This is a genomic window from Clostridium sp. NkU-1 (assembly GCA_001312405.1).
Window position 1 is genome coordinate 388250 of record BBDR01000002.1, and the last position, 26322, is coordinate 414571.

The following is a 26322-nucleotide window of genomic DNA, read 5'->3' on the forward strand; positions in this document are numbered from 1 at the left end:
TGAAAGAGAGAAGGAGGAAGGGTGTAAGGTTGGGCTTTTATACTGTTCCCATAAATAAAAAGTATAGAGGAGGAAGAAAACATGAATGAGACAATGCTTGCATTATTAGGTTTTGCAACCATTATCATGATCATTGTTTTACTGCTGAGAAATGTTACTGTTCCGGCGCTGGCGTTTATCGGGGTATCTACCGTAAGTGCGCTGATCCTGGTTTTGACCGGAACCTTCACAGTCAGTGAAGTGGGGAAATTTATTTCAAAGGGGGTATCCGGAGTACATTCTACTGCTGCGCTGTTCATATTTTCCGTGCTGTTTTTCGGAATTATGACCGATGCAGGAATGTTTGACCGCATCATAGATGCGCTTATGAAAAAAGTGGGGAACAATGTAGTAGGCGTGGCTTTCATGACCAGCATTATCGCCATAATCGGCCATCTGGATGGAGGCGGTGCTTCTACATTCTTAATTACCATTCCAGCCATGCTTCCGGTTTATAAGAAACTGAAAATGCGTCCGACAACGCTGCTTTTAATATGCGTCACTTCCATGGGCGTTATGAACCTGCTTCCATGGGGCGGCCCAACCATGCGTGCTGCTTCCGTATTGGAGGTAGAAGCAATGTTCTTTGGATGAAGCTTCTGCCCATGCAGGCTGTGGGCATCGTAGTTGCTCTGTTTACTGCATTTTTCTGGGGAGTTGTTGAAAAGAAGAGAGGGGCTGGAATCAACAGCACTCTGATCATAGAAGATAACGAAGCCCTGGAAGAAAGTGCTTCTGCCGCCGATATCGGAGAACTGGCAAGACCAAAGCTGTTTGGTTTCAACATAATACTGACATTAGTTGTTATAGTAGCTCTTGTTTTTATGCCGGTGCCTTCCTATTATATTTTCATGATTGGATGTGTCGCAGCACTTTTAGTCAACTATCCGGGTGCTAAGCTTCAAAATAAGATCATTAAGTCCCACGCCGGTCCCGGTCTTATGATGGCATCGACCATTCTGGCGGCTGGTGTATTCCTTGGAGTATTGGAAGACAGTGAGATCATGAACACATGGCCAATGCACTGGCTTCATTCATACCTCAGTCCATGGGGCGTTTCCTGCCGTTGATCATCGGAGTGCTGTCTGTACCGCTGACCTTGTTGTTCTGTACAGATTCCTATTTCTATGGTCTGCTTCCGGTTTTGATCGGTATCGGAAACAAATTTGGCGTAGATCCTTCCCATATTGCCATCACTATGGTGGTCTGCCGAAACTGTGCAACTTTCATAAGCCCTGTTGTTCCGGCTACATTCCTGGGAATCGGTTTGGCTGGAGTAGAAATTAAAGATCATATTAAGACCTGCTTCCTGTGGATATGGGGAGTGAGCCTGGTTTGCCTGGTGGCTGGCCTTTTACTTGGTGTACTTACTATTTAACCTCATCAAGTAAGTCCGCAGATTGCGAATATCTGCTTGACTGGAAGCATAAAATAAAATCCAAATGGGAAAGACGCCGGAATCTGATTCCGGCATCTTTCTTTCCTATGTGTGGGTCAGAAGACGATCCAAAATTCCTTAATCGTAATCTGCCTCCTTTTTATCACATAGGCTAATGATAGAGGAAAAACTTAAATAATGGGTAAAATACTGTTTAAAGATTGTTTGATTTCCTTTACCAGAATTTTTTGTCTTGTATTGCGCAAATTGTGTTATATTTAAAGTCGATTTTTCCGATATAATGTGAAAAAGACTCGATCCGGTACTTGAAATTTACCTAAATTCGTTATACAATTATAATTGGCAGAAATTGGTGTTATTGCATAGTACTTTGTTAAATATATAACAAATGACTGTAGAAAATTACAAAATGGAGGATTGCAAAATGAGTAATTCAACGAAAAACTCGGCAAGCGGCCGGATTCATGCCTTGCTTGATGAGAACAGTTTTGTTGAAGTTGGCGGCTATGTTACCGCAAGGAACACAGACTTCAACATGACAGCGAAGGAAACTCCTGCTGACGGTGTTGTTACTGGCTATGGTACCATTAAGGGATGCCTTGTTTATGTGTACAGCCAGGACGCATCAGTCTGGGCGGCTCAATAGGTGAGATGCACGCAAGGAAGATTACGAAACTCTACACCATGGCTATGAAGACCGGCGCACCGGTCATCGGTCTGGTGGACTGTGCCGGCTTAAGGCTTCAGGAAGCAACCGACTCCTTAAACGGATTTGGTGAGATTTATATGAGCCAGACCCTGGCATCCGGAGTAATTCCTCAGATAACAGCGATATTCGGAACTTGCGGCGGCGGCATGGCTGTTTCCGCAGCAATGGCAGACTTCACCTTTATGGAAACAAAGGGCGGCAGACTGTTTGTCAATTCCCCCAATGCCATTCAGGGAAATTATACAGATAAATGCAATACTGCTTCCGCGGACTACCAGAGCAGGGAAACCGGCATGGTGGATTTTACGGGAGAAGAAGATGACATTTTAAATAATATCAGGACTCTCATTTCCATTCTTCCTGCAAACAGTGAGGATGACATGTCTTATGAGGAATGCAATGACGATTTAAACCGTATATGCTCTGATCTGGAGAATTATGTTGGTGATACGGCGATTGCATTGACTCAGATTTCCGATAATCAGTTCTTTATGGAGACCAGGAAGGAATATGCGGCTTCCATGGTAACCGGTTTTATCCGTTTAAATGGCATGACCGTGGGCTGTGTTGCAAACAGAACGGAATCTTATAATGAAAGCGGCGTTAAGACAGGGGAATATGATGCTCTTCTAAGCGGGCATGGCTGTGAAAAAGCTGCAAGATTCATTAATTTCTGTGATGCATTCAGTATTCCGGTACTTACCCTTGTAAATGTAAAAGGGTATGAAACATCCAAATGCTCTGAGAAAAAGATTGCCAGGGCAGCTGCAGGGCTTACCTATGCCTTTGCCAATGCCACAGTTCCCAAAGTGACGGTTATTCTTGGACATGCCCTTGGGACAGCATATCTGACCATGAACAGCAAGTCCATTGGAGCGGATATTGTTTATGCCTGGCCGTCGGCCTGCATCGGCATGATGGAAGCGGCGGAAGCGGTAAAAATCATGTATGCGGATGAGATTGAAAAGGCAGAGGATGGAAATGCACTGATCAGCCGGCAGACGGAAAATTACAGGCAGCTTCAGTCCAGCGCCCTTTCTGCGGCTAAGAGAGGATATATTGATGATATCATAGATGCCGCCGAAACAAGAGCGCGGGTCATTGCGGCATTTGAGATGCTGTTCACAAAGAGAGAGGATCGTCCGGCAAAAAAACATGGCACGATTTAGAATGAGGTGACAGATATATGAAACTGAATATGAAACGAGTAGCATTGGGACTTATTATGGCAGCCTGCCTCTTTTCATTATCTGCGTGCAGCAAAGCCGATACCCCAGCCGAAGAAATTGATGCCAGGATCCAGATGCAGATGGAGCAGCTTCCCGGTTCCTTCCTGGAACTGTATACCGGCCTTGAGGACAGTCAGGTTCCTGAGTTCAAGAAAAACATGCAGTCTCAGGATGAGTATGCGGCTCTGGCTGAGGGCGTGGATTCCTGGGAGAATATAAAAAATGAGCTTGGAGCCCTGGTATCAATCAGTGATGCGGTGAAGGTAGAGGCCATTGACCATGGGTACAGCGCTACAATTGAAGCAGAATTTGAAAAGAGAAATATGGAATTTTCCATTACAACGGATTCAAAGCTCACTAAGATCACCGGTGTGGCGTTTGTACCGGAATATTCCCTGGGCGAACGGATGGAAAAGGCCGTGTTCAATACCCTGATGGGAATGGGAACTGTATTTATTGTGCTGATTTTTATCAGCCTGCTTATCGGCTGCTTCCGGTATATCGGTAAGCTTGAAGATAAGATAAATGGCAAGGCACAGGCACAGGAGCCTGCTCCCGCACCCCTTCCTGTGGTTTCTGCTCCTGCTGCAGAAGAGGAAGAAGAACTTGTAGATAATTTAGAACTGGTAGCAGTGATTACTGCGGCTATTGCAGCATCTGAAGGAAGTTCACCAAGTGGCCTTGTTGTCCGCTCGATCAGACGGGCGCCGGCCGGTAAATGGAAAAAAGCTTAAACAATCAGGAGGATTATCATCATGAAGAACTATACAATTACAGTTAATGGAAATATTTATGACGTAACCGTAGAAGAAGGACCTTCCACAGGCGCACCGGCAGCTGCTAATAAGCCATCAGCCCCTGCTCCTGCTCCCGCTGCACCAGCACCAGCCCCTGCGCCGGCAGCTTCGGTGAAGGCAGCAAGCACCGGTTCAGAAGGCGGTCTAAAGATAGCAGCTCCCATGCCTGGCAAGATCCTTGGTGTTAAGGTAAGCCAGGGACAGGCGGTTAAACGGGGGGATGTGCTGATTCTTCTTGAGGCAATGAAGATGGAGAACGAGATCGTAGCACCTTCCGATGGAACCGTTGCCAGTGTTAATGTAGCGATCGGTGATTCAGTAGAAGCAGGAGCAACCTTGGCTACATTAAACTAGTACGGAAGGATCCGCTGTAAACACAAACAGGGCGGATCCAATATGGAGGGATTAACATGGATTATATTAGTAATACATTTACAAATCTTCTTCAGCAGACCGCATTTTTTAACCTGACCGCAGGAAATATGATCATGATCCTTGTAGCCTTTATATTTTTATACCTGGCTATAAGGAAAGGTTTTGAACCCCTGCTTTTGGTTCCGATTTCCTTTGGTATGCTGTTGGTTAATATCTACCCGGATATTATGAAGGAGGCTGGAGCGGATGGCTCCGGAGGCGGACTGCTGAATTATTTCTTTAAGCTGGATGAATGGGGCATCCTGCCGCCCCTGATTTTCATGGGCGTGGGAGCCATGACGGATTTTGGGCCCCTGATCGCCAATCCAAAGAGCTTTCTCCTTGGAGCGGCAGCCCAGTTTGGTATCTATACTGCGTATTTTCTTGCCATTTTCATGGGCTTTAACGATAAGGCGGCTGCTGCCATCTCCATCATCGGAGGGGCTGACGGACCGACTTCCATATTCCTTGCAGGAAAGCTGGGAATGACTTCCCTCATGGGCCCCATTGCGGTTGCGGCTTATTCCTATATGGCGCTGGTGCCCATTATCCAGCCGCCGATCATGAAGCTTCTGACCACGGAAAAAGAGAGAAAGATCCGGATGGAGCAGCTTCGTCCTGTATCAAGACTTGAGAGGATCTTATTCCCGATCATCGTAACAACGGTAGTATGCCTCATTCTTCCTACAACAGCTCCCCTGGTGGGCATGCTGATGCTTGGAAACTTATTCAAAGAATCCGGCGTGGTGAAGCAGCTGACGGAGACTGCAGCAATGCCATGATGTATATCGTAGTTATTCTGTTAGGTACTTCCGTAGGTGCTACTACAAGTGCGGAAGCATTCTTAAACTTAAGCACCATTAAGATCGTTATTTTAGGTCTGGTGGCATTTGCAGTAGGAACAGCTGCCGGCGTGCTGTTTGGCAAGCTGATGTGCAAGGTTTCCGGCGGCAAAGTGAATCCCCTTATCGGCTCCGCAGGCGTATCTGCGGTTCCTATGTCAGCCCGTGTATCCCAGAAGGTGGGCGCTGAGGCAGATCCTACCAACTTCCTGCTGATGCATGCCATGGGACCAAACGTGCAGGTGTTATCGGTACTGCAGTTGCGGCTGGTACATTTATGGCAATATTCGGAGTAAGATAACTTTCCCATGGAAAAGCTTTAAGCCTTTCCTGTAATCAGAAGAATTGACAAACATGGAGGTAAGACAATGGCAGAAATAGAGAAAAAGCCGGTTAAGATTGTAGAGACAGTCCTTCGTGACGCTCATCAGTCTTTGTTTGCTACAAGAATGACAACCGAGCAGATGCTTCCCATCATCGGGAAGATGGACCAGGTTGGTTATCATGCAGTAGAATGCTGGGGCGGTGCAACCTTTGACGCATGCCTGCGTTTCTTAAAGGAAGATCCCTGGATGAGGCTGAGAAAATTAAGGGATGGATTTAAGAATACAAAGCTGCAGATGCTGTTTCGTGGACAGAACATCCTGGGCTATAATCATTATTCCGATGATGTGGTAGAGTATTTTGTCCAGAAATCCCTTGCTAACGGCATTGATATTATCCGGATTTTTGATTGCTTTAACGATCTGCGCAACTTACAGACTGCGGTGACTGCATGCAATAAAGAAAAAGGCCATGCACAGGTTGCTTTAAGCTATACCCTGGGAGAAGCTTATACCCTGGATTACTGGAAGGACATTGCAAAGAGGATCGAGGATATGGGTGCTGATTCCATCTGTATCAAAGACATGGCAGGCCTTTTAACACCGTACAAGGCTGATGAGCTGGTACGGGCGTTAAAGGAATCCACAAAGCTCCCAATTGATTTACACACCCACTACACTTCCGGCGTTGCTTCCATGACCTATTTAAAGGCGGTTGAAGCAGGCTGTGATATCATTGATACTGCTATGTCACCTCTTGCCCTTGGAACCAGCCAGCCGGCTACTGAGGTCATGGTTGAGACCTTCCGCGGCACGGCCTATGATACGGGTTATGATCAGAACCTGTTGGCGGAAATCTGCACATACTTCCAGCCCGTCAGAGAGGAAGCATTAAAGAGCGGCCGCTTAAATCCAAAGGTACTTGGCGTGGACATCAAGACCCTTCAGTATCAGGTGCCTGGCGGCATGCTTTCCAACCTGGTGAGCCAGTTAAAGGAAGCCGGTCAGGAAGACAAGTATATGGAAGTGCTGCAGGAAATTCCAAAGGTAAGGAAAGACTTTGGGGAACCGCCTCTTGTTACTCCGTCTTCCCAGATCGTGGGTACCCAGGCTGTTTTAAATGTCATTAGCGGTGAACGGTATAAGATGGTAACAAAAGAGACAAAGAAGATTTTCATGGGCGAGTTCGGACAGACGGTGAAACCATTTAATGCGGAAGTCCAGAAGAAGATCATCGGCGATGAGAAGCCGATCACCTGCCGCCCGGCCGATTTGATTCCACCCCAGCTTCCTCAGTTTGAGAAGGAATGCGCACAGTGGAAGCAGCAGGATGAAGATGTGCTTTCCTACGCATTGTTTCCAACAGTTGCCAAGGAATTCTTCCAGTACCGGGAGGCACAGCAGACCGGCGTGGATTCTGCTCTGGCAGATAAGGAAAATAAGGCTTATCCGGTATAATATTCATCAAAAAGGTCTCCCGATTCCGGGAGGCCTTTTTTCTTAAGTCTAAAGATTTTCTTACAAATAATTCCATTTGTCTGAACTTTAGCTGATTCAGTTGACACATGGTATCATTTGTCATTATAATAAATAAATGTATTATTTACATATAATTGGAAATTTATAAAATTCAAGAGGACTTATTGGGAGAAACAGATGAAAAAGTATAAAAAAAGCTCGTAAGATGGCCGTCATTCTGGCCAGCGTCCTGGTGATGGACTCTTATATGGGAGCGGTTTCGCCATACATAAATGCTTATGCTTATACGGAAAAGGCTGCAACGGTAAATGCCACCACATTGAATGTGAGAAGCGGTCCGGGTACGACCTATTCAGTCGTTACAAAATTAACAAATGGAGCATCGGTGACAGTGATCGATGAAAAAAACGCTTCGGATGGAGCACTCTGGTATCAGATCCGGGTATCCGGTTCCGGCGGCCAGGCAGTTACCGGATATGTTTCCAAAAGCTATCTTAAGTTTCCTGCCTCCTATACCAATGATGCGGATTTTGAGTCCTGGCTTACTGCGGAAGGGTTTCCGGAAAGCTATAAGGTAAAGCTTCGTACGCTGCATGCCCAGTATCCCAAGTGGGTATTCCGCGCCCAGCATACAAACCTGGACTGGAACACAGCCGTTAAGGAAGAAAGCCAGGTAGGAAAGACCCTGGTCCACACGAACAGCCTGTCATCCTGGAAATCTACGGTAGATGGTGCTTATAACTGGGACACCAGTACATGGATCGGATATGACGGAAGCAGCTGGGTCACAGCATCAGGGGATATTGTAAAATATTATATGGATCCCAGAAACTTCCTTGATGAGACCAATGTATTCCAATTTATGACCCACACCTATGACAGCAATAAGCATACGGCAGAAGGATTAAAGACCATGGTAAAGGGTACGTTTTTATCCGGAGAATCGTCCGGCGGAAGCAGTAACCCGGGAAATACGGACAATTCTTCCGGCGGCGGCAGTGTTATAGGGCCAGGGGCGGTCATTGGACCGGGAGCGGCTGTTAACCCCGGTACAGGGGCAGCATCGGGAACTGATTCAGGAAAGGCCAGCCTGGAAGGGCCGCAGGCTTCCATAACCCCTAAAAACCTTCCCATTGTCATGGAATACGGGCCAGGTGCCAGCCTTACAGGGCCATCCTCATCAAATACCAATACCACTGGAACGGTAACAGGCAGCAGTGCCTATGTGAACATGATCATGAACGCGGCGTCCCAGTCAGGGGTGAACCCTTACGTCCTTGCAGCATGATCATCCAGGAGCAGGGATCTTCGGGAGCAGGAAAAAGCATCTCTGGCACAGAATCCGGTTATGAAGGATATTATAATTTTTTTTAATATAGAAGCATATCAATCCGGAAATATGACCGCGGTGCAAAGAGGCTTATGGTGGGCGTCCCAGTCCGGCAATTATGAAAGGCCATGGAATTCTCCAGAAAAATCAATTTTAGGCGGAGCGTTCTATTATGGTAATAACTATGTAAAAGTTGGGCAGGATACCTTTTATCTGAAGAAGTTTAATGTACAGGGGTCTAATTTATATAAACACCAGTATATGACCAATGTGCAGGGAGCTGCATCAGAGGGTGCTGTTTATTCAAAAGCCTATAACAGTGATATGAAACAGACAGAGCTTGAATTTAAGATACCGGTTTATAACAACATGCCTGAAAGTGCCTGCAGCCAGCCTACGGGCGACGGCAATCCAAACAATAAGCTGTCTGGCTTAAGTGTGGAGGGATTTGCCATGACTCCTACCTTTAGCCGTGATACCCTTGAATACAACTTAATTGTGGATCCCGCAGTATCAAGCATTAACGTGTATGCAACTGCCCTCAGTTCTTTGGCTTCTGTCAAAGGGACAGGGACCATATCGCTTTCAAGCGGCAATAATGATATCAAGGTGGCGGTTACTGCCCAAAATGGAAGTGTCAGGGAATACATCCTTCATGTAGTGCGCCAGAACAACGGCCCGACTTATTCATCAGGCGTTGGTACAGGAACAGGCTCCGGAGGCAATACTTCTTCCGACTCCGGAGGCAATGGCTCTTCCGGCCCTGGCGGCAGCATCGGCCCAGGAGTATCCAAGCCTCCCGGTACGGATCATGCAGGAACACCGGCGGAAGCAATGTGACCATAGCTCCCAATGGCTCTGCGAACATGTCCGTTCAGACTTCTACGGGAGTCATAGCCCAGGGACCTGGAGCCGACATCAAGGTGACGGAAGCTGCCACAAGCAGTCCGCAGCAGACCCAGGCTCCTGCCGCAGGCCAGTCCTCCTCCAATGCAAAAGGAGATATTAATGGGGACGGAAAAATAAACAGCCTGGATGTTCTGAAGCTTCAGCGTTACCTTCTGAATTTGGAAACCATATCTGAGAAGGGGAAGCTGGCAGCTGATTTAAATGGAGACGGCAAGGTGAATTCACAGGATCTTCTGCTTTTGCAGAAAAAAATCCTCGGACTTTAAAGTCCAACAGAAATAGGAGACAATATGAATAGGAAACTAAAAAAACTGACGGCTGGTTTTATGCTGGCCTGTGTGATTGCCATATCCTGTCCTGCCGGACGGCTGGTATCCTGGGCCGCAGATGCCAAGATCGCGTTTTCTGACCCATCGGTCATGGTGGGGAACGAAGTAACCGTAAACATGAAAGTGACCAGTGACAGCGCCCTGGGTACAGCGGAAATCATGCTGGCTTATGATCCGAATATTTTGGAGTTTGTCAGCGGAACCAATGCAAATGGCGGCGCAGGGGCGATTAAGGTCTTAGGAACCATGGATTCCGCCAATCAGAAGGCATTTAGCTTTACCTTGAAGTTTAAGGCTCTGCAGGCGGGAAATACCCAGATCAGCGTAACTTCCCAGGAAATCTATGATGTGGATTCCCAGGCGGTTTCGCTCAGCAAGCAGGGGAATTCATCGGTTAAGGTCACCTCTCCTGCCACATATTCAAAAGATGCAACACTGAAATCATTAAAAATTTCTCCAGGGACCCTGACTCCGGCGTTTTCTGCTGCTGTTGACAGCTATACGGCAGAGGTTGACGCTGACACAGTGGACCTGGTAGTCAATGCAGTGGCAGCCAATGCCGGCGCCCATGTAACTCTTCAGGGAGAAAAGGCTTAAAGGCCGGAGAAAACCAGGTGGTTGTCAAGGTAACTGCAGAGGATGGGCAGACCGTTAAGAATTATACCATTCAGGTTAAAAAGGCAGAGGGTGGAGAAACAGTCCCTGCCACAGGAGGAAGTACAGAAACGTCTGAGGCCGAATTCGGCGAGGCAGCGGTGACCATAAACGGAACGGAATACAGCATTGCTTCATCCTTTGATGAAGCAGCCCTTCCCGAAGGCTTTGAGTCTCAGACTTATTCCTATAAAGGAACAGAAGTCATGGCCGGAAAAGGACTGGAAAAAGACCTGCTTCTGCTTTATTTAAAGGATTCAGGAGGAAATGGCGGCTTCTACATTTACAATGAAGGCTCTGATTCCTGGGCCCAGTTCGTACAGGTAGAGACCATTGCAAAGGCCATTGTCATCATTCCTCTTGACAAGGATACGGTTGTGCCGGAAGGCTTCCATGAACGGCAGGCCGATATCGACGGCGCACGAGTGACCGGCTGGGTGGAAAACTCAGAGGCTGAGCCTCAGTACTGCCTGTTCTATGCAATGAACTGGAACGGAGAAAAGAGTTTCTACCGTTATGATCTTTCTGAAAAGACCATTCAAAAATACTATGCCTCCGGGGTTTCCAATAGTAAGTATGTGGAAATGGCAAACACATACGACCGGCTGACCAGGGATTATTACAGGCAGTTCTACATTTTAATTGCAGTGAGCGTGGCGGCTCTTGGCCTGCTGGTTGCTGTGATCGTCCTTGTAAGAAAAGGAAACGGATCAGGCCCGATCCTGCCAGGCAGGGACAGCTCCGGTAAAGGAAAGGAACCTAAACCGGCTGATGACAGACTGTGGGATGAGCCGGAGGAAGAAATCCCTACAAGCAAGATCAAAAGATACAGCAGGGAAGAGTTTGACAGACAAAACTTAAGAACCGGACTGGATCCGGAATACCAGGAAGAATATGTGGACGAGCCTGATTACGGTGACGGGGAAGAAGCAGAAATCCGGGACGAGGATGATTTCATTGAGGAAGCCAGCCTGGAAGAATTAGAACGGGACCTGACATCTTCTGTGGAAGACCATTCCGGGAAACCAAAGGGAAAAGGCGGCCAAAGACAGGACTATAGAGAGCCTGCAAAGGACGAGGACGACTTTGAGTTTCTGGATCTGGATGATTAAAGAATTATATACAATTAGAATGATAATGATGAAAGCACCTGAATGAAGGTGCTTTCGTTATTGGCTTTTATTATAGGGAACCGATATAAAAAATCAATTTATAATTTAAGAAATCTGACCATATAATGACCAGCAGGACGGATCGCATGTGACGTTTAAAAAGGGGAATGATGCCAATTAATATTTTATGTTGAAAAAGGCAATAGGTTGTGCTATTATGTGTATAACAGATATAACGAAAGATGGTGAAAATATGTTCTTACAAATTGATTTTAACAGTGATGAAGCAATATATATCCAGCTTCGGAACCAGATAATCATAGGAATCGCCACTGAAAGTATAAGAGAAGGAGACCCCCTGCCTTCCGTGCGCCAGATGGCCGACAACATAGGTATTAATATGCATACGGTAAATAAGGCGTACTCTGTGCTGAAACAGGAAGGGTTCGTTAAGCTGGACCGCCGTAAAGGGGCTGTAGTGTCCCTGGACGTGGATAAAATCCAGGTCCTTGATGAAATGCGCAAAGATTTAGGAGTTGTGCTTGCCAGAGGAGTCTGTAAAAATGTGTCATGTGAAGAGGTTCACCAGCTGGTTGATGAAATATTCCAGTCATTTTTAAGGGGCCAGAGGGAAGAGTGATTCACTGGATTGGAGGTTCATTATGTTATGTGAAAGATGTAAAATTCGTGAAGCAAATATACAATATACAGAAGTTGTAAATGGCACAAGGAAAGAGCATCATTTTTGTGCCAGTGTGCAAAAGAGATGGATTTTGGCGTGTACGCAGCTATTTTTGACGGAGAGTTTCCTTTAGGAAAGCTGCTTTCCGGCCTTTTGGGAATTGAAGATACAGATCAGGAGCCGGATAAGCTCCATCAGATCATGTGCCGACCTGTGGGACTGGGTACGATGAATTTGTCAGAGACAGCAGGTTCGGCTGTGCAGATTGTTACAGTGTGTTCGGCCCTCTGATGGAAGAGAGCTTAAAGCAGCTCCATGGAAATCTCATCCATACGGGAAAAACACCGCTTTACCAGAGGCAGGACTACATGAACCTAAGACTGGGAACAGGGGAAGAAGGAGACACTTCTGAAGAAGCTGCTTCCGGCTCTCAGAACGGCCATTCTGAGGCCATGCCGCTGTACCCGAAAAGCGTGGGCAACCGTGAGGAAATCTTTCAGTGGGATGCCAGATTAAAGGAAGCCCTGCGCTTTGAGGATTACGAGATGGCAGCCGTATGCCGTGACAAGATAAGAGAGCTGAAGAAAGGAAATGAGACAGATGCTTAGATGGTTTGAACAGAAGGACACTGGTCGGCCTGGAGTAATAAGCAGCCGGATCCGCCTGGTCAGGAACTGGCAGGATTACCGGTTTCCTGCAGCCCTTGATGAAAAGGAAAGCAGCGAGCTGGTCCACAGGCTGGAGTTTGGCTTAAAGGATTTAGGCAAGGCAGAAGGAAAGAATTTTGAGTTTGCCATGCTTGGGGAGCTGGAAGAGCTGGACCGGGTGGCTCTTAAAGAGCGGAGGGTCCTTAATTCGGCAGCCGTTTCCAATAAGAAACCTGCCGGCATTCTTATCTCCGAGAATGAAGATACAGGCATTGTACTTAACTGCGATGACCACATCCGGATCCAGCTTCTTCAGATGGGACTTCATCTGGAAGAGCTTTGGGAAAGGGCGGACAGAATTGATGATTATATCAATGAACGGTTTCCATATGCATTTGATGACCGTTACGGTTATCTCACTTCCTTTCCCACCAATATGGGGACCGGCTTAAGGGCATCGGTGGTGGTGCACCTTCCATGCTGTCCCAGGGAAGAAAGTTCCAGGGCCTTATCAGTGATATGGGCCGGTTTGGGGCTTCCATCCGGGGTGTTCATGGGGAAAGGGATGAGAACTTTGGTTCCCTTTATGAGATATCAAACCAGAAGACCCTGGGCCAGACGGAGCGGGAGATCCTGGATACGGTTTCAAAGGCAGCCATCCAGCTGACCAACCAGGAGTTTCAGGTAAGAAAGCTTTCTCTCCAGAGGCACAGAGGCGAGAGAGAGGATGAGGTATACAAATCCTATGGAGTATTAAAATACTCCAGAAGGCTGACTTCCAGGGACGCCATGATTTTCCTATCACAGATCATGGCAGGACTGGCAGACGGCCTGATCCATACGGAGGAAGATTTTTCCGTCTACCGCCTGATGCTTGGAATCCAGCCGGCGAATTTACAGAAGCTTTCAGATCGTCCATTAAACAAGGAAGAGCTGGATGGAGCCAGGGCGGAATTTATCGGTCGAGAATTACCGGAGCTGTAAGAAATACGCTTTGCGGGTTTCTTACAGCTAATCGGGGCAGCCGCCGAATGAACATGCCTGCATGTTCACCCGGCTCGCTGCCCGCGTAAATTAAAATGACAGGAGGATTGCATTTATGATAGACAGATTTACGACAAAGGCCAGGACAGCCATTAATCTGGCTGTGCAGGCAGCGGAGCGTCTTGGCCACAGCTATGTGGGAACGGAGCATTTATTACTGGGGCTTTTGGAAGAGGGCAGCGGAGTGGCTGCCAGGGTCCTGGAAGAGAACGGGGTAAAAGAGGATAAGGTTTTAAACCTGATCAGCCAGCTTATCGCTCCCGATCAGGCGGTCCGTCTGAAAGAAGACGGAGGGTATACTCCTGGTGCCAGAAGGGTCCTTGAGAACAGCTACCGGGAAGCCGTGCGGTTTAAAGCAAACTTAATCGGTACAGAGCATTTGCTCATTTCCATAATCCGTGACAATGACTGTGTGGCTTCCAGGCTTTTAAATACCATTGGGATCAGTATTCAAAAGCTGTATATTGATGTGCTTTCCGCTATGGGAGAGGATGCTCCTGCCAATAAAGAAGAGTTATTGAAATCACCAAAGGCAAAGGGGAGCACACCGACTCTTGACAGCTACAGCAGGGATTTAACGGAGCTTGCGGTACAGGGAAAGCTTGATCCGGTCATTGGAAGAGAGTCGGAGATCAAGCGGCTGATCCAGATACTGAGCCGCAGGACCAAGAACAATCCATGTCTCATCGGAGAGCCTGGAGTGGGTAAGACAGCAGTTGTGGAAGGCCTGGCGCAGATGATAGCAGGAGGTGATGTACCTGAAACCATTGCAGATAAAAGGCTTCTGACCCTGGATTTATCCGGCATGGTGGCTGGTTCCAAATACAGGGGAGAATTTGAAGAGAGAATTAAAAAGGTGATTGCCGAGGTGATCGATGATGGGGAAGTCCTTTTGTTCATCGATGAGATCCATACGATTATCGGTGCCGGCGGAGCGGAGGGAGCCATTGACGCCTCCAATATATTAAAGCCTTCCCTGGCAAGAGGAGAACTGCAGCTGATCGGCGCCACCACCATTGAAGAATACCGCAAATATATTGAAAAGGACTCGGCCCTGGAACGGCGTTTCCAGCCGGTTACGGTGGAGGAGCTTCCGAAGAAGCTGCTATCGGCATATTAAGAGGGCTTAAGGGAAGGTATGAGGATCATCACAAGGTGACCATTACAGAAGATGCCATAAAGGCTGCGGTAAAGCTGTCTTCCAGGTATATCAATGACCGTTTCCTTCCGGATAAGGCCATTGATGTCATTGATGAGGCTTCTTCCAAGGTACGCCTGACCACATTTGTGGAACCGGTAGAAATTAAGGAACTGGAAGCTGAGATCGAACTGCTGGAGGATCAGAAGGAAGCAGCCATTAAGGCCGAAGCCTATGAAAAAGCTGGAGCCATTAAGAAAAAGCAGGAAAAGAAGCGGGAAAAGATAGAAAAGATCCGGGAACGCTGGCAGAAGGAAAAAAAACCTCAAAAAAACCTTATCGTCGATGAGGGAGAGATCGCTGATGTGGTATCAAGCTGGACCAAGATCCCTGTAAGAAAGCTGGAAGAGGGAGAAAGCGAACGCCTCCGCAATCTGGAAAATATCCTTCATGAGAGGGTAATCGGCCAGGAGGAAGCGGTTACCGCTGTTTCAAAGGCCATACGGCGGGGAAGAGTGGGACTTAAGGATCCCAAGCGCCCCATTGGCTCCTTCCTGTTTTTAGGACCTACGGGCGTGGGAAAAACCGAGTTATCCAAGGCCCTCTCAGAAGCCATGTTCGGCACGGAAAATGCCTTGATCCGGGTAGACATGTCTGAGTATATGGAAAAGCACAGCGTTTCCAAGATGATCGGTTCACCGCCAGGATACGTAGGCTATGACGAGGGCGGGCAGCTAAGTGAAAAGGTCCGCAGAAATCCCTATTCCGTCATATTGTTTGATGAGATTGAAAAGGCCCATCCTGATGTATTCAATATCCTGCTCCAGGTGCTGGATGACGGTCATATTACAGATGCCCAGGGCCGGAAGATCGATTTTAAGAATACCATCATCATCATGACCTCCAATGCCGGAGCGGAGAACATCATATCTCCAAAACGTCTGGGCTTTGGTGCGGCTGCAGATGAAAAGGCTGATTATAAAATCATGAAGGACCGGGTAATGGAAGAAGTAAAGCGTCTGTTCAAGCCTGAATTCATTAACAGGATCGATGAGATCATTGTATTCCATACGTTGAATAAGACGCACATGAAAGATATTGTGACGATCATGGTAAAGGATATCATGAAGCGGACATCAGAGCAGATGAGCATCACCCTGACCATCGAAGAGGATGCCAAGGACTACCTGATCAATAAGGGGTATGATGAGAAATACGGTGCAAGACCCTTAAGGCGTACCATTCAGAACTGTCTGGAGGATAAGCTGGCAGAAGAGATCTTAAATGGAACGGTAAAAACAGGGGATAACGTTGTTGTGACCGCAGGTGAGGACGGATTAAAATTTTCTGTTAAGGAACTGGTAAAATAACTAGCCATTTCATATCAATTCGTGTATAATAGCTACAAGCGAAATCATTTGTTCATCGCCTTAAAAAAAGGATAAGTAAACAAAATACTAGGAGGGCAAACCAATGCCGGTAATTGAAGAATTAATCCGTACAGAACAAGACGGAACGATCAGTTTTGGTAATTACAAATTAAAGACAAAGTCAAAATTACAGGATTTTGAGCACGATGGTGATTTATATAAAGTAAAGACCTTTTATGAAATAACCAAGCTGGAACGAAACGGCATGTTCGTATATGAATCCGTACCGGGAACCGCTGCCATGAATTTCACCGTATCCAATGATGGAGTGGAGTTTTTAGTAGAAGGCGACAAGGATGCACAGCTGACCATCCAGCTGGCAGAGGATACGGAATATGAGGTATTTGTAGCTGACGCTGCCGTTGGAGGCATGAGAACCAATATGAGCGGAAAGCTGTCCATCAGCGTAGAACTGAATGAAGAAACACCTGTAGCAGTGAAGATCAAGCGAAGATAACAGGATGTAAAGCTGGGTTCGGCTCTTTTATGAAGAGCCGGGCCCAGATTTTTTCGTTAGGAGGGAATTCCATGGCAAAGGGGAAAACAACAGCATTCTTTTGTAAGGAATGCGGATATGAATCGGCAAAATGGCTGGGGCAGTGCCCGGCCTGTAAGGAATGGAATACGTTTGTGGAGGAGCCTGCCGGAAAAAAAGGAACCTGCTGCTAAGCGGGGAATCAGTGGAAATGGGACTGCAGGGAATCATTTCATGAATGCCAGGCCCTCCCGGTTGTCTGAAATCCAATTAGACGAGCAGGACCGGATGAAAACCGGATATGAGGAACTGGACCGAGTCCTTGGCGGAGGCGTTGTCAAAGGCTCTCTTGTGCTAGTAGGCGGGGATCCGGGCATTGGCAAATCCACGCTGCTTTTGCAGGTATGCCGCAACCTGGCGGCCGACAGCAGAAAGGTGCTTTACATATCAGGAGAGGAATCCTTAAAACAGATTAAGCTGCGGGCAAACCGGATCGGGGAAGTGAAAGGGGATTTATTATTCCTTTGTGAAACCGGTCTGGAGCTGATTGAACGTGCCATTGAGGAAGAAAAGCCGGATGTGGTGATCATTGATTCCATACAGACCATGTTCCGGGAAGAAATTTCTTCCGCCCCGGGAAGTGTGAGCCAGGTAAGGGAATCCACCAATATCCTGCTTCAGATTGCCAAGGGGGCGGGAATCGCCATATTCATTGTCGGTCATGTAACAAAAGAAGGCGTGGTGGCGGGTCCCAGAGTTTTAGAGCATATGGTTGATACGGTTTTATATTTTGAAGGAGACAGAAGTGCTTCTTACCGGATCATCCGGGGAGTAAAGAACCGTTTTGGGTCCACCAATGAGATCGGCGTTTTTGAAATGGTTGAGAGCGGGCTTTCCGAGGTGAAGAATCCTTCGGAATACATGCTCAGCGGAAGGCCGGAGGATGCCTCCGGTGCAGTGGTTGCCTGTTCCATGGAAGGCACCAGGCCCATGCTTTTGGAGGTCCAGGCCCTTGTCACTCCAACAGCCTTTGGTATGCCCAGGCGTACTGCGGCAGGTACGGATTATAACCGGGTAAACCTTTTGATGGCTGTTTTGGAAAAACGGTGCCATTATGACCTGTCTCATTTTGATGCTTATGTAAATATTACGGGCGGTTTGCGTATGAATGAGCCTGCCTTGGACTTGGCCATTATTATGGCGATTGTGTCCAGCATGAAGACAAGGCCGTGGATCCGAAAACCATTATTTTCGGGGAAGTGGGATTGGCAGGAGAGGTGCGTGCCGTGTCCATGGCTCAACAGAGAGTGAATGAGGCGAAGAAGCTGGGATTTAATACCTGCGTAATGCCGGAAATTTCCCTGGGAAAGATGGGGAAGGTGGACGGGATGCGCCTGATTGGAGTTGGGAATGTAAGAGAGGCGATTGTAAGGGTTATGGGGTGAAGCCATTTTCGGGGCTTCACCCTTATTTTATTTGGTAATATCAGTTACTCTATAAGTAATTGAGAAATTTCCCGCATAAATGGGAAAAATAACAGATATTCTTACCTTGTGCCGAAAGCCCTTACAGGGCTGTTTTTTTATATGCCGGTATGCTATGTTATTTACGGATGAAGATTTTCGCGAAATTCACACTTACCTATAGGAGGATATTATTATGATGGAGAAACTGCAGAGGTTTGGAGGAGCGATGATGGCACCCGTAATGCTTATGCCATTTGCCGGTATTATCATCGGATTCTCGACCATTTTCATGAATGCAGATATTATGGGGGCTTTAGCAGCAGACACTACGACCTGGTATAGATTCTGGTCCATGATGTATGATGGGGGATATGCAATTTTTAATCAGCTTCCATTGTTATTTGTAATTTCATTGCCCATTGGCCTGGCAAAAAAGGCAGCAGGCCGTGCGGCGATGGAATCTTTTGTAATTTATATTATCTTTAACTACTTTATTCAGTCTCTGCTTACATTCTTTGGCGATACAATGTTCCATGTAGATTTCGCTCAGGAAATAGGCGGAACAAGCGGACTTACAATGGTCGCAGGAATTAAAACAATGGATATGAGCGTTATTGGAGCCATTATGATTGCTGCAATTGCCGTATGGATTCACAACCGCTGGTATGATAAGAAACTTCCAAGCGTAGTAAGCTCTTTTCAAGGTTCCGCTTTAATCGTTATTATTGGTTTTGTTTTCATGATTCCAATGTCCTTTGCAGTATGCTTTATATGGCCCGGTGTCCAATCCGCTATTTTAGGATTGCAGGAGTTCTTATCAAAATCCGGTAATCTTGGTGTATTCCTGTTTACCTTTTTAGAGCGCATTACCCTTCCTACCGGCTTGCATCATTTTTTATGGACGCCGTTTGATTTAGGTCCAGCAGTCATTGCAGACGGCAACTGGACACACTGGATGGCCCATGTAAACGAATACGCTGCTTCCACAGCTCCCTTAAAGGAATTGTTTCCTACCGGTGGATTTGCATTATATGGAAACTGTGCCGTCTGGGGAATGCCTGCCATAGCGTTAGCCATGTATAAAACGGCCCGTCCGGAAAATAGAAAGAAAGTTGCAGCGATGCTGATTTCTGCAGCGATACCTGCTGTATTATGCGGTATTACTGAGCCAATTGAGTTTACATTTTTATTTATATCCCCCATGCTGTTTGCGGTAGGTGCGGTTCTTGCTGCTTTGCTTTCGACTGTTTTGTACATGTTTGGCGTCGTAGGTTATCAAGGCGGAGGGCTCATGGATTATATCACCTACAATTGGATGCCGATGATGAAGAATCATACGGGAGAAGTCATTACTCATATTGTGATCGGTTTGATCTTCTCTGTAATCTATTTTGTGGTATTTTACTGGGCCATAAAGAAATTCAATATTATGACTCCCGGCAGAGAGAAGGATATGAGCGATGAAGTTGAGCCGGCAAAGCAGACCGGATCTGCTTCCAGTGTTTTCCATGACGAAGCGGTTGGCTTTTTACAGGCTTTAGGAGGCAAGGAAAATATCGAAAGCGTTACAAATTGTATGACAAGATTACGTCTCAGTGTGAAAGAGGAAAGCCTTGTTGCAGCAGATGAGGATTTTAAGAAATATAATGCAAAAGGCGTTGTCCGCAAAGGGAAAGCAATCCAGGTAATCATTGGTTTTGATGTAGAAAATGTAAAAAAATGAATTTGAAAAGCTGTTATAAATGAATAAATGAGGTGGATAAAATGTTAAATACAGAATTAGAAAAAAAGTTCAGTTGTTATTGCCGGCGGCGGAAGCACCTATACCCCGGGAATCATACTTATGTTATTGGAGCATTTAGACCGCTTTCCCCTGAGGAAAATTAAGTTTTATGACAATGACCCGCAGAGGCAGAAAGTAATTGCAGATGCATGTGAGATCATCATTCATAAGGAACATCCGGAAATTGAATTTCTGGCAACCTGTGATCCTGAGGAAGCTTTTACGGATGTTGACTTTGTTATGGCACACATTCGTGTTGGTAAATACAAAATGCGGGAGCTGGATGAAAAGATTCCTCTGAAATATGGAGTTGTCGGCCAGGAAACATGCGGTCCAGGCGGAATTGCATATGGAATGCGCTCGATTCAGGGTGTTTTAGAATTGGTTGATTACATGGAAAAATATTCCCCGGATGCATGGCTGCTTAACTATTCCAATCCGGCTGCCATTGTAGCAGAAGCCACCAGAAGATTACGGCCTAAAGCAAAGATCCTTAATATTTGTGATATGCCCATCAGCATCGAAAATAATATGTTAAAGATATTAGGATATGAAAAACGAAGTGATATCATTACCCAATATTATGGACTAAATCATTTTGGCTGGTGGTATGGTGTAAGAAGCAAAGACGGAAAAGACCTGATGCCTGAACTGAAAAAGCATGTAAAAGAAATGGGATATTTTATACCTTCAGATGTAGATGAGGCGAAGCAGCATGGGGATTCCAGCTGGAATGAAACCTATCGCATGGCAAAAGACATTTATGCAATTGATCCGGATACCCTGCCAAATACGTATTTAAAGTATTATCTTTTACCGGATACGGTTGTAAAGCATTCAGATATCAATTATACAAGAGCAAACCAGGTTATGGATACAAGGGAAAAGGAAGTTTTCACAGCATGCCGCATGATTGCCGGGAACAAGGCCTTTGAAGGCAGCGAATTATCTTTGGATGAACATGCTTCCTATATTGTGGATCTGGCAACGGCATTAAAATTCAATACTTATGCAAGAATGCTTTTGATTGTTGAAAACAATGGAATTATTGAAAACTTTGATAATACAGCAATGGTTGAAGTTCCATGTCTGGTGACCTCTTCCGGACCTCAGCCTTTGTCAGTTGGTACCATACCCACCTTCCAGAAGGGTCTGATGGAAGAGCAGGTAGCTGTTGAGAAACTGGTCGTAGATGCCTGGATAGAAGGTTCTTATCAAAAATTATGGCAGGCGGTTGCACTGTCCAAAACGGTTCCAAGCGTTACGGTTGCAAAACAGATTTTGGATGACTTATATGAAGTAAATAAGGAATATTGGCCGGAACTGAAATAAGGTGAAATTGTAAAAGAGGGGATAGTTTATATATTTTATTGGAAAATGACAGAGTTTTTTTCTGTCATTTTTCTTAATATTAGAGCCGGATATCGATAGTATATTTTTTGCCCGGGATATGATACTATGAAAGAAATATTAAAATGAGGTGGCATCATGCTGATTGAAGCGATTAATAAAAATTATGATAAATTAAATGAATCAGACATTCAAAGCCTTTCTATTATCATGGCAATTGTATATAAGATTTCTGAAATGAGTATTGAAGACCTGGCAAATGAATGCAATACATCGAAGAGCACTATTTTAAGATTGACCCAAAAGCTGGGGTTTTCCGGATACAGTGAATTTAAGAATTATTTGAAATGGGAAAATAAAGAACAAGTGAAAAGCAATGATAAGGATATCAAATCAAGCGTAAGAAGTGATTTTCTGAATACGTGCCAGCAGGCAGAATCATCTGCGAATCTGCCCATCATAGCAAAGGAAATTCATAAATCACAAAATGTTGTTGTTTATGGCACGGGACAGGCCCAGCGCCATTGTGCAATGGAAATGCAGCGTTTGTTTATGCAGATGAATAAATATATCTATTGTGTAGGCGCCAGTGATGAGCTTTGCATGCTGTCAAAGAACCTGGGACCTGATGATTTGGTGATTGTGATTTCTTTATCCGGGAATGTGCAGAAGATAAAGGATACCCTGCAACTGCTTCATTTGAAGAAGGTAAAAATAGTATCTATCACAAATCTTCAAAGTAATCTGCTGGCGGGTATGAGTGATTATAGTTTGTATGCGGTTAGCAGCCCGGTTAAGATTGGGGAACATTTGTATCACAATTCGTTTGTTAATTTTTTTGGCTGTTATTGAGTATGTGTTTTTGAGTTATATTGAGGTGAGTAAAGGATACTCTTGATTATAGATGTAAAAATAGAGAATAGAAGAGTATTCTGGTTTTAATCAGGGCCTGATCGTGCTATGGACACAGATTTGGAAAAGGTTAGCGGCAAATGGTATTATTTGGATCAGAGTGTAAAATGGGTGCAAACCTGATATGCTTTCATCGGATAAGAATGAAGCATTACAGAATTTAGAATTAGCATTAAAGAAAAAGGGCGGGTATTTCATATTTTGGGACCTGCCTGTTTTTTTGTTTCTAAATTATGATTTTACAAATTATCGGAACAAGAAAAATCAATCTGTTTGCAACAGCATTATATACGCACCATTTCCCTGCTGGTAAAGTGATAACGTCTGCGCCAACTATAACCATCTGATACGTTAAAACATTGCTTGGCAGACAAAAAAACACAAAATTTTACAGAAATCTGCAACTTTCCGGTCTTCTGTTTCGTCTAATATAATAAATACATATGTTAGGAATAAATGTCAAATGATTTTTAGTAGCCTGGAATTTATATTTCAATTTCTGCCGGTGTTTCTGGTTCTTTATTATGTGTGTCCGGACAGAGCAAAAAATTTCTGCCTGTTTGCAGGAAGCCTGCTTTTTTTATTTTTATGGAGTTGTGGATCATCCGGCCTATATGGTGCTTTTGCTGTTGTCTGTCTGCGTCAATTACTGCATTGGCAGGAAAATGAAACGATACCAATCTCGCTTAAGACGCGGGAAATGGCTTCGCCTGGGAATTGTCTACAACCTGTTTTGGCTGATCCTGTTTAAATATTCTGGTTTCTTGATTGAACAGATCAGTTTATTGCTTCAAAATGGAGGGCTGGAGAAAGCTGCCCTTCCTGTTCCTCATCCGGCTCTTCCACTGGGAATCAGCTTTTATACCTTCCAGGCCATTTCTTATCTGGTCGATGTGTATCGGAAGGATGTGGACCCAGAAAAATCTTTTCTGGACTTTGCCCTGTATATGACCATGTTTCCCCAGCTTATTTCCGGACCGATCGTAACCTATGCTTCTCTCAGGGAGTCAATTAAAAAGCGGGTCCACACCCTGGAACAAGTGGAAGCAGGACTTCGGGAATTTACAATCGGACTGGGATTGAAGGTGCTGCTTTCAAACCAGATAGGCGGACTGTGGAGCCAGATTGGAGCAGTAGGATATGAAAGTATTTCAACGCCTCTTGCATGGATGGGTCTGGCAGCTTTCAGCCTGCGGCTGTATTTTGATTTCTATGGCTATTCCCTGATGGCAAAGGGACTGGGAAGGATGTTGGGATTCTCCCTTCCTGATAACTTCCACCATCCTATATGGCTCTGACCATGACAGATTTTTGGCGCAGATGGCACATGACTCTGGGCGGCTGGTTCCGGAATTATGTATATATTCCGCTGGGCGGAAACCGCGAGGGTTCCTTAAAAACCTTTCGGAATATGCTTGCAGTATGGCTCCTGACCGGACTATGGCACGGAACAGGACTCAATTTTCTCTTATGGGGAATTGCGCTGTTTGCACTGATTTCATTGGAGAAGCTGGGGCTGGGAAAACTGCTGGAACGCTGGAGAGTTTTGGGGCATGTGTATATGCTGTTTGCAATTCCTCTTACATGGATGTTATTTGCAATAACGGATTTTTCACAGTTGGGAATATATGTTCAGCGGCTCTTCCCCTTTCTGGCACCTGCCGGTAAATATACATATTTTGCTGGAGATTTCCTGAAATACGGAAGGGTCTACGGACTGTCCTTAAGCGCCGGTTTCTTTTTCATGACCGGTCTTCCACGAAGACTGTATGACCGAAAACGGAAAAGCTTATGTACAGCAATTGCTCTTCTGATCATATTCTGGCTGTGTGTCTATTGTATGAAAATGGGGGCAAATGATCCGTTTATGTATTTCAATTTTTAGATTGTGAGGAAAAAGCGATGAGAAAATACTGGTTTACCCTTCTTTTGACCATCAGTCTGCTATTAACTGCCGTTTTGCATGTATCAGCTGGAAGCATAGATCCGTTAACTTCCCTGGGGTTTAACCTGGCAGGGAGCAAATGGCCGCATGAGGACAGTATAGACGGAGCTGATAGTTTAGATGAAACCGATAGTATAGACGCAGCTGGCAGTTTAGATGAAACCGATAGAATAGACGCGGCTGATAGTTTAAACGAAACTGACAGTTCACACAAAGCTGGCAGTTCAGACGAAACGGTTGATGAAAGTGCAATAGACGGTGCAAGCGAAACAAGTGGTACAGACGCAACGGATAGTTCGGGCGGAACAAACCATAAGAATGCAGAAGAAGATTCAAATGAAGAAAAGGTTCCTCTGGACGTAAATGCAGGACAAACAACAGATTTTGTGACGTCTGCCCCGTTCCTGCAGCCGGGAGAAAGGCCAAAGCCACCGGCAAATTTCGAAGGCGTACTGTTTGTTGGAGATTCCAGAACCATGGGACTTTCTGAGTATGGAGACTTGGGGAATGCCTCAGTATTTGCCAACTCCGGCATGAGCGTTTTCAATGTATTAACTGCCCGTATCTCATCAGGAGGTGAGAAACTGACTCTGGATGAGGTTCTTTCAAGGAATCATTACCAGATGATCTACCTGATGCTGGGCATCAACGAACTGGGTTATGATATGCCCCAGACTATAAAACAATATAAAGAGGTTTTAAGCAAAATCAAAGAAATGCAGCCAGAAGCAACAATGGTCCTGGAAGCAAATCTTCACATTACCAGCGAAAAATCAAAAAAAAGTCCTGTTTACAGCAACAGTAAAATTAATAGTTTGAATCAGGAAATACAGAAGATAGCAGAAGAAAATAGCTGCTATTATATTGATGTCAATGAAATATTTGACGATGAAGGAGGCGGCCTGAATCACGCATACTCGACAGACGGTTCCCATGTACTGGGAAAATATTATGCCCAGTGGGTAAAATGGCTGAAGGAAGAATCGGTTTAATTGCATTGAGAACTTTATGGTATTGCCTATTAAGAGGTATTTACATCAACACCTGTCGGAATATAATCGATGGGTGTTTTTTTAGTAAAATTTGGCGCATGGTATTAATAAATATTAAAGTGGGGATGGAAACAGATAGGATGATAGTTTCAATTTTTCCGGCAGTAATAATTTTTTAATTGGCTTGCACGTGTATGCTTTTTTCATTCATGCCCCTGCAGGCCTTCTACTATAAGGCCTGCAGGGGACGTTCAAAATTGAACCTTTTTAAATATTCAGATTTAACGGACACCTAATTTTGTACCCCGCCTGATGGTGCCATTACTGTTCCATTCTGTGTACACGTATGGGCCACCGTCAGTAGTTCCATTTTCAGTAAAGTTATGTGTGTCACCATTGTAGGTGTAGTAACCCGTTACCATTTTCAGGGTATTGGTGTCAAAGTAGTAGACATTACCATTGATTTTCATAATACCCCCCTGAAGCTCACCGGTGTCAGCTGTGTAATACCAAGTGTTATCTCTTTGAATCCATCCGGTACGCATAAGCTGGTCGTCTCCAAAAAAAGAACCAATGACTTTTGTAGTTGACCCAGTTATTTGTACAGTAATCACCAGATCCCCATTGATACTTTACCCCCTGCGGAGTACTCACAAATCCCGCAGCAAATGATGACATAGCACTTCCTATGGCTAAAACCATAGATAATACTATAACCATTAAATACTTTTTTTTCATAGATTTTGTCCTCCTTATAATTTCATTGGTTGTTTTAAATTTGGCTAGAGTATATACCCCGGAGCAGCTCCAAGTCAACGAAGTTAGGCATTCGTAAGGATGAGTAAAGTAATTGTAAATATTTGGAAGTGTAAATTTTAGAATCTTAAGAAATC

General features: G+C 45.3%; 23 protein-coding genes and 5 pseudogenes. 27 read left to right on the plus strand and 1 reads right to left on the minus strand.

Features of this window, described 5'->3' with window-relative positions; translation table 11 throughout:
• Positions 1–81: 81 nt before the first annotated feature.
• From JCM10519_RS26420 to JCM10519_RS26490, 27 genes and pseudogenes are all read left to right on the plus strand, one after another.
• Positions 82–633, plus strand: coding sequence for an SLC13 family permease (locus tag JCM10519_RS26420; RefSeq protein WP_347843128.1), 552 nt, complete (start codon positions 82–84; stop codon positions 631–633).
• Positions 630–1109, plus strand: a complete 480-nt coding sequence (locus JCM10519_RS26425) for a hypothetical protein (protein ID WP_347843129.1) — start codon at positions 630–632, stop codon at positions 1107–1109. Before JCM10519_RS26420 ends, JCM10519_RS26425 begins: the two co-directional genes overlap by 4 nt.
• Entirely contained in the window at positions 1106–1417 is a 312-nt protein-coding gene (locus JCM10519_RS26430; protein WP_347843130.1) for a citrate transporter, read from the plus strand. Before JCM10519_RS26425 ends, JCM10519_RS26430 begins: the two co-directional genes overlap by 4 nt.
• A 445-nt stretch (positions 1418–1862) precedes the next feature.
• Positions 1863–3316, plus strand: a pseudogene (locus tag JCM10519_RS04665) (carboxyl transferase domain-containing protein).
• Positions 3317–3333: 17 nt separating this feature from the next.
• A complete protein-coding gene (locus JCM10519_RS04670; protein ID WP_054738105.1) occupies positions 3334–4110 on the plus strand; it encodes an OadG family transporter subunit in 777 nt (258 codons plus the stop codon).
• A gap of 21 nt (positions 4111–4131) precedes the next feature.
• Complete coding sequence (locus JCM10519_RS04675; protein WP_054738106.1) at positions 4132–4527, plus strand: biotin/lipoyl-containing protein; 396 nt, start codon at positions 4132–4134, stop codon at positions 4525–4527.
• 56 nt (positions 4528–4583) lie between these two features.
• A pseudogene (locus JCM10519_RS04680) lies at positions 4584–5730 on the plus strand (sodium ion-translocating decarboxylase subunit beta).
• 67 nt (positions 5731–5797) lie between these two features.
• Positions 5798–7210, plus strand: a complete 1413-nt coding sequence (locus JCM10519_RS04685) for an oxaloacetate decarboxylase subunit alpha (RefSeq protein ID WP_054738107.1) — start codon at positions 5798–5800, stop codon at positions 7208–7210.
• A 226-nt stretch (positions 7211–7436) separates the two neighbouring features.
• A complete protein-coding gene (locus JCM10519_RS26435) occupies positions 7437–8519 on the plus strand; it encodes an SH3 domain-containing protein (protein ID WP_347843131.1) in 1083 nt (360 codons plus the stop codon).
• Positions 8520–8630: 111 nt separating this feature from the next.
• Positions 8631–9401, plus strand: coding sequence for a cadherin-like beta sandwich domain-containing protein (locus tag JCM10519_RS26440; RefSeq protein WP_347843132.1), 771 nt, complete (start codon positions 8631–8633; stop codon positions 9399–9401).
• Positions 9398–9736, plus strand: a complete 339-nt coding sequence (locus JCM10519_RS26445; RefSeq protein WP_347843133.1) for a dockerin type I repeat-containing protein — start codon at positions 9398–9400, stop codon at positions 9734–9736. Before JCM10519_RS26440 ends, JCM10519_RS26445 begins: the two co-directional genes overlap by 4 nt.
• Positions 9737–9760: 24 nt before the next feature.
• The gene (locus JCM10519_RS26450) at positions 9761–10396 is read left to right on the plus strand and encodes a cohesin domain-containing protein (RefSeq protein ID WP_347843134.1); all 636 of its coding nucleotides are present in this window, start codon (positions 9761–9763) and stop codon (positions 10394–10396) included.
• A gap of 17 nt (positions 10397–10413) precedes the next feature.
• On the plus strand, positions 10414–11565 hold the full coding sequence (locus JCM10519_RS26455) for a hypothetical protein (protein WP_347843135.1): 1152 nt from the start codon (positions 10414–10416) through the stop codon (positions 11563–11565).
• A 253-nt stretch (positions 11566–11818) separates the two neighbouring features.
• The gene (locus JCM10519_RS04700; protein ID WP_054738108.1) at positions 11819–12205 is read left to right on the plus strand and encodes a GntR family transcriptional regulator; all 387 of its coding nucleotides are present in this window, start codon (positions 11819–11821) and stop codon (positions 12203–12205) included.
• A gap of 105 nt (positions 12206–12310) precedes the next feature.
• Complete coding sequence (locus JCM10519_RS26460) at positions 12311–12538, plus strand: hypothetical protein (RefSeq protein WP_347843136.1); 228 nt, start codon at positions 12311–12313, stop codon at positions 12536–12538.
• Positions 12523–12855: a hypothetical protein gene (locus JCM10519_RS26465; RefSeq protein ID WP_347843137.1), complete on the plus strand. Its 333-nt coding sequence runs from the start codon at positions 12523–12525 to the stop codon at positions 12853–12855. The genes JCM10519_RS26460 and JCM10519_RS26465 overlap by 16 nt, the downstream gene beginning before the upstream one ends.
• Before the next feature lie 187 nt (positions 12856–13042).
• Positions 13043–13515, plus strand: a pseudogene (locus JCM10519_RS26470) (ATP--guanido phosphotransferase); the annotation flags it as partial.
• A 168-nt stretch (positions 13516–13683) separates the two neighbouring features.
• Positions 13684–13878, plus strand: coding sequence for a hypothetical protein (locus tag JCM10519_RS26475; RefSeq protein ID WP_347843229.1), 195 nt, complete (start codon positions 13684–13686; stop codon positions 13876–13878).
• A gap of 115 nt (positions 13879–13993) precedes the next feature.
• A pseudogene (locus JCM10519_RS04715) lies at positions 13994–16446 on the plus strand (ATP-dependent Clp protease ATP-binding subunit).
• 103 nt (positions 16447–16549) lie between these two features.
• Positions 16550–16963 carry a hypothetical protein gene (locus tag JCM10519_RS04720; RefSeq protein ID WP_054738109.1) on the plus strand — a complete coding sequence of 138 codons (414 nt, stop codon included), beginning with the start codon at positions 16550–16552 and terminating at the stop codon, positions 16961–16963.
• A gap of 71 nt (positions 16964–17034) precedes the next feature.
• Positions 17035–18426 (plus strand): annotated as a pseudogene (gene radA, locus JCM10519_RS04725) (DNA repair protein RadA).
• Between the two features lie 214 nt (positions 18427–18640).
• Complete coding sequence (locus JCM10519_RS04730) at positions 18641–20170, plus strand: alpha-glucoside-specific PTS transporter subunit IIBC (RefSeq protein WP_054738110.1); 1530 nt, start codon at positions 18641–18643, stop codon at positions 20168–20170.
• Between the two features lie 78 nt (positions 20171–20248).
• On the plus strand, positions 20249–21562 hold the full coding sequence (locus JCM10519_RS04735; RefSeq protein ID WP_054738111.1) for a 6-phospho-alpha-glucosidase: 1314 nt from the start codon (positions 20249–20251) through the stop codon (positions 21560–21562).
• Positions 21563–21718: 156 nt separating this feature from the next.
• Positions 21719–22432: an SIS domain-containing protein gene (locus tag JCM10519_RS04740; protein WP_054738112.1), complete on the plus strand. Its 714-nt coding sequence runs from the start codon at positions 21719–21721 to the stop codon at positions 22430–22432.
• Positions 22433–23088: 656 nt separating this feature from the next.
• A complete protein-coding gene (locus tag JCM10519_RS26480) occupies positions 23089–23790 on the plus strand; it encodes an MBOAT family O-acyltransferase (RefSeq protein ID WP_347843138.1) in 702 nt (233 codons plus the stop codon).
• 2 nt (positions 23791–23792) lie between these two features.
• On the plus strand, positions 23793–24377 hold the full coding sequence (locus JCM10519_RS26485) for an MBOAT family O-acyltransferase (protein WP_347843139.1): 585 nt from the start codon (positions 23793–23795) through the stop codon (positions 24375–24377).
• A 17-nt stretch (positions 24378–24394) separates the two neighbouring features.
• A complete protein-coding gene (locus JCM10519_RS26490) occupies positions 24395–25429 on the plus strand; it encodes a GDSL-type esterase/lipase family protein (RefSeq protein ID WP_347843140.1) in 1035 nt (344 codons plus the stop codon).
• Between the two features lie 281 nt (positions 25430–25710).
• Here JCM10519_RS26490 and JCM10519_RS04760 read toward each other — a convergent pair whose 3' ends face one another.
• Entirely contained in the window at positions 25711–26043 is a 333-nt protein-coding gene (locus JCM10519_RS04760; protein WP_347843141.1) for a hypothetical protein, read from the minus strand.
• Between the last annotated feature and the right edge of the window lie 279 nt (positions 26044–26322).